The following is a 13,680-nucleotide window of genomic DNA, read 5'->3' on the forward strand; positions in this document are numbered from 1 at the left end:
AGGTACTTGCCAAGCCGGGCAGCATCACTCCGCACACCAAGTTCAAGGCCGAAGCCTACGTTCTGACCAAGGAAGAGGGTGGTCGTCATACCCCGTTCTTCAACGGGTACCGTCCCCAGTTCTACTTCCGTACCACGGACGTGACCGGCGTAGCCGAACTTCCCGCTGGTATTGAGATGGTCATGCCTGGCGACAACGTTGCCATGACCGTGAAACTGATCACCCCGATCGCCATGGACGAAGGTTTGCGTTTCGCCATCCGCGAAGGTGGCCGTACCGTTGGCGCCGGCGTCGTCAGCTCGATCATCGAATAAAACGTTACGAGGATATCAATGCAGAGCCAGAAGATCAGAATCCGCCTTAAGGCATATGACCACAAGTTGCTGGACGTTTCGGTAGGCGAAATCGTTGAAACGGCGAAAAGGACCGGAGCCCGCGTGGCCGGACCGATCCCGCTGCCGACGACCATCAATAAGTACTGCGTTCTCCGTGGACCGCACGTTGACAAAAAGTCCCGGGATCAGTTTGAAATTCGGACCCACAAACGTCTGATCGACATTCTCGATCCTACGCAGCAGACCGTGGATGCCCTGATGAAACTGGACCTGTCCGCCGGTGTGGACGTTGAAATTAAACTGTAACGGCTAATACGACTGAATAGGAATGGCTATGAAGAAAGGTATCATCGCAAAAAAACTGGGCATGACCCAGATATTCCTGGAAGACGGCACCAAGGTTCCGGTTACGGTTGTTCAGGCTGGCCCCTGCGTCGTCGTTCAGAAAAAGAACACCGATAGCGATGGCTATACGGCGGTTCAGGTTGGATTCGAGCCGGTGAACGCCACCAAGACCACGAAGCCTCTCCTGGGGCATTGTACGAAAGCCGGCCAGGGTGTCTTCAAGTACCTGCGTGAGTTCAAACTTGCGAACGCTGCCGAGCTGAATGTTGGCGATACCCTCACCCTCGACCAGTTCCAGCCCGGCGACTACGTCGATGTTACCGGGACAAGCATCGGTAAAGGGTTCCAGGGTGTCATCAAGCGCTGGAACTTCAAGGGCGGACGTGCTTCCCACGGTTCGCGCTTCCACCGGGCGCCCGGCTCCATCGGCGCTTCAGCCACCCCGTCCCATGTCTTCAAGAACAAGAAGATGCCGGGGCAGTTGGGCAATGAACGTGTAACCGTGCAGAGGCTCCAGGTGGTACGTGTGGTCTCTGCCGATAACCTGCTGTTGATCAAAGGGGCGATCCCTGGCCATGCCAACAATATCGTCCTCATCAAACAGAGTGTCAAAGCTTAGTAATTAATCGGGAGTAACAGTATGCCTTCGATAGCGGTTTATAACATGAACAAACAGCAGGTTGGCGAGGTGCAATTGCCGGACACTGTCTTCGGCACCGAGGTGAAAGAGTATCTCATTCACCAGGCACTTCGGATCCAGCTTGCCAACAGAAGAGCCGGGACCGTGGCGGTGAAAAACCGTGCTGCCGTTTCCGGCGGCGGCAAGAAGCCTTTCAAGCAGAAAGGAACCGGCAACGCCCGTCAGGGTTGTAGTCGTGCTCCCCAGTACCCGGGCGGTGGTGTTGCATTCGGTCCGCAACCCAAGACCTACAGCCTGAGCATGAACAAGAAGGCCCGTGCCGCCGCACTCTGTTCGCTCCTTTCGTTCCAGTACAAGAGTGAAAGCATCACGGTGCTCGACAAGCTCGATTTCGACAAGATCTCTTCCAAGGATTTTGCCGGCTTCATGAAGCGGTTCGAACTTGAGAAGTTCCTGATCGTTACCGATAGCCCAAGCAATAATCTCTACCTTTCTGCGCGGAACGTACCGCATGTCAAGCTTCTGAAAGTGAGCGCCCTGAACGTTCACGACATGCTGAAGTACAAGAACATTATCTTCACGCAGGATGCGGTTCAGACCGTTGAAGGAGCGTTGCAGAAATGAACATTTATTCCATTATAAAAAAGCCTCACGTCACGGAGAAGACTTCGCTTGGCAGCGACACCTCCAACACGGTCTCCATCGTCGTTGACAGGGATGCCAACAAGATTGAGATCAAGCAGGCTGTCGAAACGCTCTTCAAGGTCAAGGTAGACGATGTCCGCACCGTCAACGTGGCCGGTAAGGTAAAGCGCGTCGGCAAGAATTTCGGCAAGCGTTCCAACTGGAAAAAGGCCTATGTGACCCTCCAGAAGGGTCAGTCCATAGATTTTTTTGAGGTTTAATTACTAGTATTCGGGGTTCACAATGGGAATCAAGAGTTATAAACCAACATCGGCAGGACGCAGACACCAGACCTGCTCGACTTTTGAAGAGATTACAACGACAACGGCTGAGAAGTCCCTTCTTGTTTCACTTACGAAGTCGGGTGGCAGAAACGCGTTGGGCCGTGTTACCGCACGTCACATCGGTGGCGGCCACAAACAGAAATACCGTATCATTGACTTCCGTCGTGATAAACGCAATATACCGGCCACAGTGGCAAGTATCGAGTATGACCCGAACCGTAGTGCACGCATCGCACTGTTGAACTACGTTGACGGGGAGAAGCGCTACATCCTTGCGCCGCTCCACCTCAAGGTCGGCGATACGGTCATCAGCGGTCCCGAGGCCGATATCAAGCCGGGTAACTCGCTGCCGCTCCGTTCGATACCGCTGGGTACGATCATCCACAATATCGAGCTCAAGATCGGCAAGGGGGCTCAGTTGGCCAGAAGCGCCGGCACCTTTGCCCAGCTTATGTCCAAGGAAGGCAAGTACTCCCAGATCAAGCTGCCGTCAGGCGAAGTGCGCTTGATCCTCCAGGATTGCTACGCCACCATCGGCCAGGTCGGCAACATCGACCATGAGAACGTCAACGTGGGCAAGGCAGGTCGTTCACGCTGGCTCGGCAAGCGTCCCAAGGTCCGTGGTGTTGCCATGAACCCGGTTGACCATCCTCATGGTGGTGGTGAAGGGCGCACCTCCGGTGGCCGTCACCCGGTAACTCCTTGGGGTATCCCCACCAAGGGTTACAAGACCAGGACCAACAAGTCTTCCGATCGCTTCATTGTGAAGAAGCGTACCAAATAATACGTTGAGAGGCTGATACATCATGGCACGTTCAATAAAAAAAGGACCTTTCGTTGATGGGCACCTGATCAAAAAGGTGCAAACTGAAGGGCCCAACTCGAAAAAAATCATCAAGACATGGTCGCGTCGCTCAACCATTACGCCTGATTTTATCGGCCTCAGTCTTGCCGTCCACAATGGCCGCAAGTTCATTCCGGTCTTTGTGACCGAGAATATGGTTGGCCATAAACTGGGCGAGTTTTCACCAACGAGAACGTTTCACGGCCATGCCGCCGACAAGAAGAGTAAAGTCAAGAAGTAATCAGGGGAGTTTGAAATGGAATCCAGCGCAAAATTGACACTTGCACGACTTTCGCCTCGTAAGACTCGCCTGGTGGTGGATCTTGTCAGGGGTAAGGCAATACAGGATGCACTCAATACGTTGCGGTTTCTTCCGCAACCTTCGGCAAAGCTTATCTCCAAGCTGCTGACGTCTGCGGTTGCCAATGCAGAGCAAAAGGGTGTCTCCGACGTTGATAAGTTGTTTGTGAAGACCATATACGTAGATGGCGGTGCCGTGTTGAAGCGTTTTACGCCGCGTGCCATGGGGCGCGCCAGCAAGATTCGCAAACCGACCAGCCACATAGCGGTTACTCTTTCCGATACGAAATAGTTTTTCCTGGAGGTGTAGTTTGGGACAAAAAGTTAATCCGATAGGTTTCAGGCTTGGTGTCGTTAAAACGTGGGACTCCAAGTGGTATGCGGAAGCTGATTATGCGAAGCATCTGCATGAAGACCTGGCAATTCGGAAATTTCTGAAAAAACGCCTGTACAATTCCGGCGTTTCCAAGATTGAAATCGAACGTGCGGCCAATAAGACCAAGATCAACATTCATACCGCACGGCCGGGCCTGATCATCGGTAAGAAGGGCTCCGAGGTCGAGACGATCAAAAAGGACTTGGCTAAACTGACTTCCAAGGAAGTGTTTATCAATATCCACGAAGTCCGCAAGCCCGAACTGGATGCCCAACTGGTCGCCGAGAACGTGGCTCTCCAGCTTGAGCGCCGGATCGCTTTCCGCCGCGCCATGAAGAAGAGTGTGACATCCGCACTCAAATTCGGGGCCAAGGGAATCAGGATCACCTGTTCCGGGCGACTCGGCGGCGCTGAAATGTCCCGCACCGAATGGTATCGTGAAGGCCGCGTTCCCCTGCATACTCTGCGTGCAGATATTGATTATGGGTTCGCAGAAGCCAAGACGACCTACGGCATCATTGGAATCAAAGTTCTGATCTTTAAGGGTGAAATTCTCCCCGGTCAGTAACATCCTTATTTTGCGCTACAGGAGTATGCATCAATGTTAATGCCTAAAAGGGTAAAACATAGAAAACAGATGAAGGGCCGTATGACCGGCAAGCCGTGTCGCGGCATCGAACTCTCCTTCGGTGAGTTCGGTCTGCAGGCAACCGAATGCGGCTGGGTGGACTCCCGTCAGATTGAGGCAGCCCGTATCGCCATGACCCGTTATGTCAAAAGGGGTGGCAAGATCTGGATCCGCGTGTTTCCGGACAAACCGTTGACCGCGAAACCTGCCGAGACCAGGATGGGCAAGGGCAAAGGATCGCCCGATTCCTGGGTATGCGTTGTCAAACCAGGGACCGTTCTTTATGAAATGGAAGGTGTCACTGAGGAGATTGCCCGCGAGGCGCTTCGACTCGCCGCTCATAAACTGCCCGTTTCCACCAAGTTCATACAAAGGGGAGGCGACCATGAAGCCTAATGAGTTGCGCAATCTGTCGGCCGACGAGCTGTCGAAAAAACATGGTGAGCTCACCCAGGAACTGTTCAACCTCACGTTCCAACTGCACACCGGCAGGCTCGAGAATACCGCCAAGCTGAAGACTATCCGCAAAGATATTGCCCGGATCAGCACCATTATTACCGAGAGCAAGGCATAGGGAGCAACTGATGAGTGAACGTGGCCACAGGAAAACACAGTTAGGTGTCGTGGTGAGCGACAAGATGGAAAAAACGGTTGTCGTCAAGGTTGACCGTCTTGTAAAGCACCAACTTTATAACAAATATATCAAGCGCAGCGTGAAATACAAAGTCCATGACGAGCAGAATGTCTGCAAGGTCGGCGACCGCGTTCAGATCATCGAATGTCGCCCCCTGAGCAAGGATAAGCGCTGGAGCCTGAAGCAGATCATCGAAAGCATCTCTTAGGACAGGGGTACCGAGTAATGATACAGATGCAATCAATACTGGATGTAGCCGATAATTCAGGTGCCAAGAAGCTCTTTTGCATAAAGGTGCTTGGCGGTTCGAAACGTAAATATGCCGGGGTAGGCGACATCATCGTGGCCTCTGTCCGCGAAGCTTTGCCGAACTCGAAGGTGAAGAAGGGTGATGTCGTCAAGGCGGTTATCGTCAGGACCGCCAAAGCGCTCGGTCGTCCCGATGGTTCGTATATTCGTTTCGACGATAATTCCGGCGTCGTTATCAATAACCAAAAAGAGCCTGTGGGAACGCGTATCTTCGGCCCTGTTGCCAGAGAGCTGCGCGCCAAGAAATTCATGAAGATCATTTCCCTCGCACCGGAAGTACTTTAATCTGAATCGGAGAACGTAGATGCAAGCCATGAAATCTCATGTCAGCAAGGGCGATACGGTAATGGTTGTTGCCGGCAAAGAAAAGAACAAGACCGGCAAAGTTCTTAAATTGCTGCCCAAAAAGAATGGTGTGATCGTTGAGGGGCTCAACCTTGTCAAGCGCCATGTGAAGGCACGCGGCAACGAGGCGGGCACCATCAAGGAGAAAGAAGCCGCGATCCACATCTCCAATGTCATGCCCTATTGTCCCAAGTGCGCCAAGCCTGTCAGGACCAAAACCACGGTGCTGGAAAATGGCGAGAAACAACGGAACTGCGTTAAATGCGGCGCTTCCATTGAGAAATAGTTCGAAGGAGATACCATTACCATGGCCCGTATAAAGGAATTATATGATAACGAAATCATTGCGAAGCTGCGCAAGGATTTCAATTATAAGAACATAATGGAAGTTCCGCACATCGAGAAGGTCGTTGTCAATATGGGCCTTGGTGAAGCTATCCAGAACGTCAAGATCCTTGACTCCGCCACCGTTGAGTTGAACGCCATTACCGGTCAGAAGTCGGTTATCACCAAAGCCAAGAAGTCCATCGCGACCTTCAAGTTGCGCCAGGGCATGCCGATTGGCTGCATGGTGACTTTGCGCCGGGATCGCATGTATGAATTCCTGGACCGCCTCATGAACGTGGCGCTCCCCCGGGTACGCGACTTCAAAGGCGTTTCCGGCAAAGCATTCGACGGCAAGGGCAATTACACTCTTGGCATCAAGGAACAGCTTATTTTTCCTGAAATCAGTTATGACACCATTGACAAGATCAAGGGTATGAATATAACGATCGTAACAAGCGCCAAAACCGACGAGGAAGGCAAAGCGCTTCTCAAGTACCTGGGCATGCCGTTCAGGAACTAAGATAACTGGAGGATTCCGTGGCAAAAACCTCAATGATCATTAAGTCGCAGCGTAAGCCTAAATTCAAGGTCCGCCAGCATAACCGCTGCCCGGTCTGCGGGAGACCCAAAGCATATTATCGCAAGTTCCAGATGTGCAGGATTTGTCTTCGCAAGTATGCGTCTATAGGCCAGATCCCCGGCGTAATCAAGTCCAGCTGGTAAGCAATCGAACTTGAAGTACACTAGATAGGAGTGCACGCACGATGTCCATGACAGATCCAGTCGCAGATATGCTGACCAGAATACGCAATGCAAATATGGTCAAGCTGCAGAAGGTCGATATCCCTTCCTCTAACCTGAAGGTCAATATAGCCAATGTATTGAAGCAGGAAGGTTTTATTAAAAATTACAAGGTTATTTCCGATAATCTTCAGGGTGTTCTGAGGATTTATTTGAAGTATATTGACGAGAAGGATAGCGTGATCAACGAGATCAAACGCGTCAGTAAGCCGGGTGGCCGCGTTTACTCGAAGTCTGAGGATATCCCTGTCGTCAAGAACGGTATCGGTGTTGCCATCCTGTCAACATCCAAGGGGATTATTACCGACAATGCCGCCCGTCAGGCCGGCATCGGCGGTGAGCTTATCTGTACCATTTGGTAAACATTGCGATCAAGGAGTATGCAGAGATGTCGAGAATAGGGAAACTCCCCATAGAGATACCCAAAGGGGTAAAGGTCGTTCTGGATGATACGCTGGTTTCCGTACAGGGGCCCAATGGTAAGCTGGCTCGCCAGGTAATGTCCTGCGTCACGATCAATGTCGGTGACAGCTCGATAGAAGTCACCAGAAATGACGAGAGCACCGCTGCACGCGCAGCTCACGGCCTGACCCGCACCCTGATCAACAACATGGTCGTTGGTGTGACCAAGGGCTTTCAGACCGATCTTGAGATCAACGGCGTCGGCTATCGTGCCGAGGTTAAGGGGAAAGAGCTTGTTATGGCTCTCGGCTACTCCCATCCGATAAATTTCCCGATCCCGGAAGGCATTGTCATCGATGTTGACAAGATGACCAAGGTTTCCGTCAAGGGGGCAGACAAAGAACTGGTGGGGCAGACCGCCGCCAAGATCAGATCATTCCGCGCTCCCGAGCCCTATAAGGGTAAAGGCGTTAAGTATGCTGACGAGACTATCTTGAGAAAAGCCGGCAAGACCGGTAAGAAATAGTCTTTATAAGGAGATTTCTGTGGCAAAGACCGCACTTAAAACCATCATCCGTCTCAAACGCCAAGTCCGTGTCCGTAAAAAGGTTCGTGGCACCAGCGAGCGCCCCCGTCTGAACGTCTTCAAGAGCGCACGCCATATCTATGCCCAGCTGATTGACGATACAAAGGGTGTAACCTTGGTTGCCTGTTCAACCCTTACTTCCGACTCTGCAGAGCTTGCTTATACGGGCAACGTTGCTGCGGCTACCCATGTTGGTAAGGAAGTCGCCCGCTTGGCCATCGAAAAAGGTATTTCATCAGTGGTATTCGACCGTAACGGTTTTCTGTACCACGGCAGAATCAAGGCACTTGCTGACGGAGCCCGCGAAGCCGGGCTTCGTTTCTAAAGCATACGAGGAGGCTTTCATTGAGCAGAATCAATCCAGCGGAACTGAATCTCACGGACCGTGTTGTTCACATCAGCCGCGTTGCCAAAGTTGTTAAAGGTGGTCGTCGTTTCAGCTTTTCTGCCCTGATCGTGGTAGGTGACGGTAATGGCCATGTCGGTTATGGCCTTGGCAAGGCGAACGAAGTACCCGAGGCAATCCGGAAGGGTGTCGAGCAGGCAAAGAAAAACCTTATCAAGGTACCGGTCAACCAGCATCAGACCATACCTTTTGAAATTGAAGGTAGGTTCGGAGCCGGCCGGCTTCTGATGAAGCCTGCATCCGCTGGTACGGGCGTTATCGCCGGCGGTGCAGCGCGCGCCATTTTTGAGGCTGCCGGCATCAATAACATCCTTTCCAAATGCCTTGGCTCCAACAACCCCCACAATGTGGTGAAGGCCGCTTTCGCTGGCCTTGAGCGGTTGAAGACCCCTGAAGAGATCGCCGCACGCCGTGGACTAACCGAATAATCGATTGAAGTGAGGATACCATGAGCAGCACGTTGCAAATCACACTCATTAAGAGCACTATCGGGAAAACCAAGAAGCATCGCGATATCGTCGCCGGCCTCGGCCTTTCCCGTCTCAACCAGACAGTTACCCGGCCCGACTCCCCGGAAGTACAGGGTATGATCAATAAAGTCGGCCACATGCTGAAAGTGACGAAGTAAAAGGGGTGGAATATATGGATTTGAACACACTGAGACCCGCACTGGGATCGACAAAAGATAGAAAACGCATCGGTCGCGGCACCGGTTCCGGGCATGGCAAGACCGCCACAAAGGGCCACAAGGGACAGAAAGCGCGTTCCGGCGGCAGCATTAAAGCCGGTTTCGAAGGCGGCCAGATGCCTTTGCAGCGCAGGTTGCCGAAGCGTGGTTTTACGCCTCTTGAGCGTGTTGAGTATGCTGTGGTGAACCTCAGCCAACTCGACATATTCGAGGCTGGCGCTGAAGTGGATGCCGCTGCACTTGCGGCTAAGGGCCTGATAAAGGGCACCAACGGTCTGGTCAAGATCCTTGGTAACGGCGATATTACGAAATCTCTTAAGGTCACTGCCAATAAATTCAGCCAATCCGCCAAAGAGAAAATTGTTGCCGCAGGCGGATCTGTCGAGGAGAAGGCCTAGTGTTCGACGCACTCCAGAATATTTTCAAGATCCCCGAGTTGAAGAAACGTGTGTTTTTTTCCTTGGGGATGTTGGCTGTCTATCGTGTCGGTTGTCACATACCCACACCCGGTATCGATAGACTTGCGCTGGCGCATTTTTTCAAGCAGGCCCAGGGGACGCTCCTCGGCATGTTCGATATGTTTTCTGGTGGTGCACTTGAACGTTTGACGGTATTTGCCCTGGGCATCATGCCGTACATCTCTTCGTCGATCATCTTCCAACTGCTGACGGTTGTAGTTCCGGCCATTGAGAAACTCTCGAAGGAAGGGGAGTCCGGCCGCAAGAAGATCATCCAGTATACGCGCTACGGCACCATCGTGCTCAGTTTTGTGCAAGGTCTCGGCATTGCCATCGGTCTGGAGAGCATGCGCGGCCCTGCCGGCGAACTGGTTGTCCCCAACCCGGGCTGGAGCTTCCGCCTGATGACGGTCATCACCCTCACGGCCGGTACGGCATTCATCATGTGGCTTGGTGAGCAGATGACCGAAAAAGGGATCGGCAACGGTATCTCTCTGATCATCTTTGCCGGGATTGTCGTCAGGATTCCGACGGCACTGAGCAACACCGCCAGGCTGCTGAACGCCGGACAGCTGTCCCTGTTCGTGCTCATCTTCGTGCTTGCTCTGATGTTCGTTGTCATTGCCGCCATCGTCTTTGTGGAGCGCGGGCAGCGCCGTCTTCCCATCCACTACGCCAAACGGGTGGTGGGGCTGAAGACATTCAACGCACAAACCTCCCATCTCCCGTTGAAGGTGAATATGGCGGGCGTCATACCGCCGATCTTCGCATCGTCGATCATCATGTTTCCGGCAACGGTAGCCAACTTCATCAATGTACCCTGGGTGCAGAAGGCGGCCAAAAGTTTAACGCCGGGCAATTTTGTATATGATCTCTTTTTTGTTGCTTTCATCGTCTTCTTCTGTTATTTCTACACGGCTGTAACATTCAACCCGGTAGATGTTGCCGAGAATGTCAAAAAGCATGGCGGCTATATCCCAGGCATCAGGCCGGGGAAAGAGACGTCTGACTTTATGGACAGCGTCTTGACGCGACTCACGTTTGCCGGTGCCATCTATATATCACTGGTGTGTGTGTTGCCCTCGATTTTGATCGGGAAGTTCAATCTTCCGTTCTACTTTGGAGGGACCGCCCTGTTGATTGCGGTTGGCGTTGGCATGGATACGGTCGCCCAGATCGAGTCGCACCTCATTACCCGCAATTACGAAGGGTTCTTGAAGGGTGTCAGGATCAGAGGGAGAAAATAGGATGAATGTCATCCTGTTTGGCCCTCCGGGGGCCGGTAAAGGTACCCAGGCGCAATTTATTGTTGAGCACTTCGGCATTCCCCAGATTTCGACCGGCGACATGCTTCGTGCCGCCGTCAAGGCGCAGTCGCCGCTCGGCGTAGCCGCCAAGTCGATCATGGATGCTGGTGGGCTCGTTTCCGATGAGATTGTTCTTGGGCTGGTCAAGGAGCGGATTTCCGAACCGGACTGCCGTGATGGTTTTATTCTCGACGGTTTCCCGCGTACGACGCCCCAGGCCGATGCCCTTGCCTCGTTGCTTGATGGGTTGGGCAAGCACATCGATCACGTTATTTCGCTCGATGTGGACAGCGCCGAGATCGTTCAGCGGCTTTCCGGCAGGCGTACCTGTCCTTCGTGCGGCAAGGGGTATCATGTAGCCTATGATGCGCCGAAGGTCGCCGGAATCTGCGATGTCTGCGGTTCCGCGCTGGTTCAGCGTAATGACGACCGTGTGGAAACGGTTCAGAATCGTCTGGATGTGTATCGTCAGCAGACCTCACCGCTTAAAGAGTATTTTGAGCAGCGGGGCTTGATGCGTCATATTGACGGCAACGGTACGATCCAAGACATTCAGGGGCAGATATGTTCTCTATTGAAAGGCAGCGCCGGTGATCGTCCTTAAATCTCCTCGTGAGATTGAGAAAATGCGAGACGCCTGCAAGATAGTTGCAGAAATACTCCTCCTGCTCCGCGAACGGGTAAAACCGGGGGTAACAACCGCAGAACTTGATGAGTTTGCCGATTCCGAAACCAGACGCCGCAAGGCAAAGCCCGCTTTCAAGGGGTACTGCAAGTATCCCAACGCGTTATGCTGCTCCCCCAACGATGTGGTCGTGCACGGGATGCCAACGAAAACGCCCTTGAAAGAGGGGGATATTATCAGCCTTGATTTTGGTGTCCTGTACAACGAGTTTTATGGCGACTCCGCCCTGACCATTCCGGTGGGAACGGTGCCGGCCCGTATCAATACGCTGCTTAAGGCGACGGAAGAGTCTCTCTATGCCGGCATAGACAAGGCGGTGGCCGGCGGCAGGTTGGGCGACGTTTCCCATGCGGTTCAGGCGCACGTTGAGGCACAAGGATTTTCTGTCGTACGTGATTTTGTCGGACACGGCATCGGTAGGAAACTCCACGAGGAACCGCAGGTGGCCAACTTCGGCGCCGCGGGCACCGGCGTAAGACTCAAGCCGGGCATGGTGCTGGCGATAGAGCCCATGGTCAACGAAAAGTCGTATGAGGTCGAGGTGCTTGAAGACGGCTGGACGACCATCACACGCGACGGCGGATTTTCAGCGCATTTTGAACACACGGTTGCTATAACCGATAAGGGTCCTGATATTCTGACACGCATTTAGCAAGCACGTGAAGGGGAGTAATATGAAAGTACGAGCATCGGTTAAGAAAATTTGTGACAAATGCAAGATCGTCAAACGCAAGGGTGTGGTTCGTGTTATCTGTGACATCCCTAAGCATTCTCAGCGTCAAGGGTGAGTAACTAAAGGAGGATTTTCAATTGGCACGCATTGCAGGTATTGACTTACCAAAAAACAAGCGGATCGTTATTGCTCTGACCTATATCTATGGTATCGGTAACTCGGCAGCAGAACGGATCCTTGCCTCCACACAGATAGATCCCGACACCCGCACGGACAAGTTGACTGAAGCCGAAGTCTCCCGTATTCGTGACGAAATCGACCGCAACTGTAAGGTCGAAGGGGATCTTCGTCGTGATATTTCGATGAATATCAAGCGGCTCATGGATCTTGGCTGTTATCGCGGCCTTCGTCACAGAAAAGGCCTCCCTGTCCGTGGCCAGCGCACCAAGACCAATGCCCGTACGCGTAAAGGTCCTGCCCGCACCGTGGCCGGCAAAAAGAAATAATCCCATTTAGCTCTGGAGAATTCGAATGGCAAGTCCTGCGAAGAAAGTCGTACGCAAGAAGAAGGAACGTAAAAATATATCCAACGGTGTTGCCCATATCCAGGCGACATTCAACAATACGATCATCACGATCACCGATCCGGTCGGCAACGTCGTGGCCTGGTCCACTGCCGGCGCCAAAGGCTTCAAGGGCTCCCGCAAGAGTACGCCCTTCGCCGCTCAGATCGCTGCCGAGGATTGCGTGAAAAAAGCCCAGGAGCACGGCATGCGCAGTGTTGAGGTGTATGTCAAGGGTCCCGGTTCCGGCCGTGAGTCCGCCCTTCGCGCCCTTCAGGCCGCAGGCTTTGCGATCAGTTTCATCAAGGACGTGACACCGATTCCCCATAACGGTTGTCGCCCCCCCAAACGTAGAAGAGTTTAACTCGCGTCATTCATATCAAGGAGGTTTTCATTGGCTCGTTATACAGGACCTTCATGCCGTCTGTGCAGAAGAGAAAACATGGAATTGTTTCTGAAAGGGGAACGCTGCTACACGGATAAGTGCGCCATCAAGCGCCGCAATTATCCCCCGGGGCAGCATGGCCAAGGCCGTTCAAAAACCTCTGATTACGGCGTGCAGCTTCGTGAGAAGCAGAAGGTCCGTCGTATCTACGGCCTTTTGGAAAAACAGTTCCGTGCATACTTTCAGGAAGCTGACCGCATGAAAGGGGTTACCGGTGAAAACCTGCTGTCCCTGCTTGAGCGGCGTCTTGATAATGTGATTTATCGTCTGGGATTTGCCTCTTCCCGCACTGAGTCGCGTCAGCTTGTCCGTCACGGTCACTTCACCATCAACGGCCGCAAGGTGAATATCCCCTCCATTCAGCTCAAGGTGGGCGATGTCATCGAACTCCGTGAGAAGAGCAGGAAGATCGTTGCTGTCACCGATTCTTTGGAAGCGGTCGTGCGGCGTGGTGTTCCCCAGTGGGTCGAACTTGATCGCGATGCCTTCAAGGGCCTCATCAAAACCCTGCCGGTTCGTGAAGATGTTACGACCCCGATCCAGGAACAGCTGATCGTCGAGCTTTACTCGAAGTAATTCCCGGGAGACCTGCGCGGCGCGTCTCGCGTCTGATGT

29 protein-coding genes are annotated in these 13,680 nt (G+C 53.0%); all 29 read left to right on the plus strand.

Annotated features, from left to right (window positions below):
• Positions 1–314: EF-Tu C-terminal domain-related protein (locus F6V25_RS11185; protein ID WP_476739188.1), on the plus strand; the 314-nt coding region annotated here is incomplete at its 5' end.
• Between the two features lie 18 nt (positions 315–332).
• On the plus strand, positions 333–641 hold the full coding sequence (gene rpsJ / locus F6V25_RS11190; RefSeq protein ID WP_149209891.1) for a 30S ribosomal protein S10: 309 nt from the start codon (positions 333–335) through the stop codon (positions 639–641).
• A gap of 28 nt (positions 642–669) precedes the next feature.
• On the plus strand, positions 670–1,299 hold the full coding sequence (rplC, locus tag F6V25_RS11195) for a 50S ribosomal protein L3 (protein WP_149309320.1): 630 nt from the start codon (positions 670–672) through the stop codon (positions 1,297–1,299).
• A gap of 21 nt (positions 1,300–1,320) precedes the next feature.
• Positions 1,321–1,944, plus strand: a complete 624-nt coding sequence (rplD, locus tag F6V25_RS11200) for a 50S ribosomal protein L4 (protein WP_149309318.1) — start codon at positions 1,321–1,323, stop codon at positions 1,942–1,944.
• Complete coding sequence (locus F6V25_RS11205) at positions 1,941–2,225, plus strand: 50S ribosomal protein L23 (RefSeq protein WP_149209894.1); 285 nt, start codon at positions 1,941–1,943, stop codon at positions 2,223–2,225. Before rplD ends, F6V25_RS11205 begins: the two co-directional genes overlap by 4 nt.
• 22 nt (positions 2,226–2,247) lie before the next feature.
• A complete protein-coding gene (rplB, locus tag F6V25_RS11210; RefSeq protein WP_149309316.1) occupies positions 2,248–3,072 on the plus strand; it encodes a 50S ribosomal protein L2 in 825 nt (274 codons plus the stop codon).
• 22 nt (positions 3,073–3,094) lie between these two features.
• Positions 3,095–3,373 (plus strand): 30S ribosomal protein S19, encoded by a 279-nt coding sequence (rpsS, locus tag F6V25_RS11215; protein ID WP_149309314.1) that lies wholly within the window; start codon positions 3,095–3,097, stop codon positions 3,371–3,373.
• A 15-nt stretch (positions 3,374–3,388) separates the two neighbouring features.
• The gene (rplV, locus tag F6V25_RS11220; protein ID WP_149309312.1) at positions 3,389–3,724 is read left to right on the plus strand and encodes a 50S ribosomal protein L22; all 336 of its coding nucleotides are present in this window, start codon (positions 3,389–3,391) and stop codon (positions 3,722–3,724) included.
• Positions 3,725–3,743: 19 nt separating this feature from the next.
• Positions 3,744–4,376, plus strand: a complete 633-nt coding sequence (gene rpsC, locus F6V25_RS11225; RefSeq protein ID WP_149209898.1) for a 30S ribosomal protein S3 — start codon at positions 3,744–3,746, stop codon at positions 4,374–4,376.
• A gap of 33 nt (positions 4,377–4,409) precedes the next feature.
• Positions 4,410–4,832 (plus strand): 50S ribosomal protein L16, encoded by a 423-nt coding sequence (gene rplP / locus F6V25_RS11230; RefSeq protein WP_149309310.1) that lies wholly within the window; start codon positions 4,410–4,412, stop codon positions 4,830–4,832.
• Entirely contained in the window at positions 4,822–5,010 is a 189-nt protein-coding gene (rpmC, locus tag F6V25_RS11235; RefSeq protein ID WP_149309308.1) for a 50S ribosomal protein L29, read from the plus strand. The genes rplP and rpmC overlap by 11 nt, the downstream gene beginning before the upstream one ends.
• A 10-nt stretch (positions 5,011–5,020) precedes the next feature.
• Positions 5,021–5,278, plus strand: coding sequence for a 30S ribosomal protein S17 (rpsQ, locus tag F6V25_RS11240; RefSeq protein WP_149209901.1), 258 nt, complete (start codon positions 5,021–5,023; stop codon positions 5,276–5,278).
• Positions 5,279–5,295: 17 nt separating this feature from the next.
• Positions 5,296–5,664, plus strand: coding sequence for a 50S ribosomal protein L14 (gene rplN / locus F6V25_RS11245; RefSeq protein ID WP_149209902.1), 369 nt, complete (start codon positions 5,296–5,298; stop codon positions 5,662–5,664).
• Between the two features lie 19 nt (positions 5,665–5,683).
• Entirely contained in the window at positions 5,684–6,010 is a 327-nt protein-coding gene (gene rplX / locus F6V25_RS11250; RefSeq protein WP_149309306.1) for a 50S ribosomal protein L24, read from the plus strand.
• Between the two features lie 21 nt (positions 6,011–6,031).
• On the plus strand, positions 6,032–6,571 hold the full coding sequence (rplE, locus tag F6V25_RS11255) for a 50S ribosomal protein L5 (RefSeq protein ID WP_149309304.1): 540 nt from the start codon (positions 6,032–6,034) through the stop codon (positions 6,569–6,571).
• Between the two features lie 17 nt (positions 6,572–6,588).
• Entirely contained in the window at positions 6,589–6,774 is a 186-nt protein-coding gene (locus tag F6V25_RS11260) for a type Z 30S ribosomal protein S14 (protein ID WP_149309302.1), read from the plus strand.
• A gap of 41 nt (positions 6,775–6,815) precedes the next feature.
• Positions 6,816–7,214 carry a 30S ribosomal protein S8 gene (gene rpsH, locus F6V25_RS11265; RefSeq protein WP_151128670.1) on the plus strand — a complete coding sequence of 133 codons (399 nt, stop codon included), beginning with the start codon at positions 6,816–6,818 and terminating at the stop codon, positions 7,212–7,214.
• A gap of 26 nt (positions 7,215–7,240) precedes the next feature.
• On the plus strand, positions 7,241–7,780 hold the full coding sequence (rplF, locus tag F6V25_RS11270; protein ID WP_151128671.1) for a 50S ribosomal protein L6: 540 nt from the start codon (positions 7,241–7,243) through the stop codon (positions 7,778–7,780).
• Positions 7,781–7,799: 19 nt separating this feature from the next.
• Positions 7,800–8,165 (plus strand): 50S ribosomal protein L18, encoded by a 366-nt coding sequence (gene rplR / locus F6V25_RS11275; protein ID WP_149309296.1) that lies wholly within the window; start codon positions 7,800–7,802, stop codon positions 8,163–8,165.
• Positions 8,166–8,185: 20 nt separating this feature from the next.
• Positions 8,186–8,674, plus strand: a complete 489-nt coding sequence (gene rpsE, locus F6V25_RS11280; RefSeq protein WP_151128672.1) for a 30S ribosomal protein S5 — start codon at positions 8,186–8,188, stop codon at positions 8,672–8,674.
• Positions 8,675–8,694: 20 nt separating this feature from the next.
• The gene (gene rpmD / locus F6V25_RS11285) at positions 8,695–8,874 is read left to right on the plus strand and encodes a 50S ribosomal protein L30 (RefSeq protein WP_149209910.1); all 180 of its coding nucleotides are present in this window, start codon (positions 8,695–8,697) and stop codon (positions 8,872–8,874) included.
• Positions 8,875–8,888: 14 nt separating this feature from the next.
• Positions 8,889–9,332, plus strand: a complete 444-nt coding sequence (gene rplO, locus F6V25_RS11290) for a 50S ribosomal protein L15 (protein ID WP_151128673.1) — start codon at positions 8,889–8,891, stop codon at positions 9,330–9,332.
• Positions 9,332–10,639, plus strand: a complete 1,308-nt coding sequence (gene secY, locus F6V25_RS11295; protein ID WP_151128674.1) for a preprotein translocase subunit SecY — start codon at positions 9,332–9,334, stop codon at positions 10,637–10,639. The genes rplO and secY overlap by 1 nt, the downstream gene beginning before the upstream one ends.
• A 1-nt stretch (position 10,640) precedes the next feature.
• Positions 10,641–11,303, plus strand: a complete 663-nt coding sequence (locus tag F6V25_RS11300; protein ID WP_151128675.1) for an adenylate kinase — start codon at positions 10,641–10,643, stop codon at positions 11,301–11,303.
• A complete protein-coding gene (gene map / locus F6V25_RS11305) occupies positions 11,290–12,036 on the plus strand; it encodes a type I methionyl aminopeptidase (protein ID WP_151128676.1) in 747 nt (248 codons plus the stop codon). Before F6V25_RS11300 ends, map begins: the two co-directional genes overlap by 14 nt.
• 22 nt (positions 12,037–12,058) lie before the next feature.
• Positions 12,059–12,172: a 50S ribosomal protein L36 gene (gene rpmJ, locus F6V25_RS11310; protein WP_149209915.1), complete on the plus strand. Its 114-nt coding sequence runs from the start codon at positions 12,059–12,061 to the stop codon at positions 12,170–12,172.
• 22 nt (positions 12,173–12,194) lie between these two features.
• The gene (gene rpsM / locus F6V25_RS11315; RefSeq protein ID WP_149309286.1) at positions 12,195–12,563 is read left to right on the plus strand and encodes a 30S ribosomal protein S13; all 369 of its coding nucleotides are present in this window, start codon (positions 12,195–12,197) and stop codon (positions 12,561–12,563) included.
• 25 nt (positions 12,564–12,588) lie between these two features.
• Positions 12,589–12,984 carry a 30S ribosomal protein S11 gene (gene rpsK / locus F6V25_RS11320; RefSeq protein ID WP_149309284.1) on the plus strand — a complete coding sequence of 132 codons (396 nt, stop codon included), beginning with the start codon at positions 12,589–12,591 and terminating at the stop codon, positions 12,982–12,984.
• A 30-nt stretch (positions 12,985–13,014) separates the two neighbouring features.
• On the plus strand, positions 13,015–13,641 hold the full coding sequence (gene rpsD, locus F6V25_RS11325; protein ID WP_151128677.1) for a 30S ribosomal protein S4: 627 nt from the start codon (positions 13,015–13,017) through the stop codon (positions 13,639–13,641).
• The last annotated feature ends 39 nt before the right edge of the window (positions 13,642–13,680 follow it).

It is taken from the genome of Oryzomonas japonica, assembly GCF_008802365.1.
GTDB classification, from domain to species: Bacteria; Desulfobacterota; Desulfuromonadia; order Geobacterales; family Pseudopelobacteraceae; genus Oryzomonas; species Oryzomonas japonica.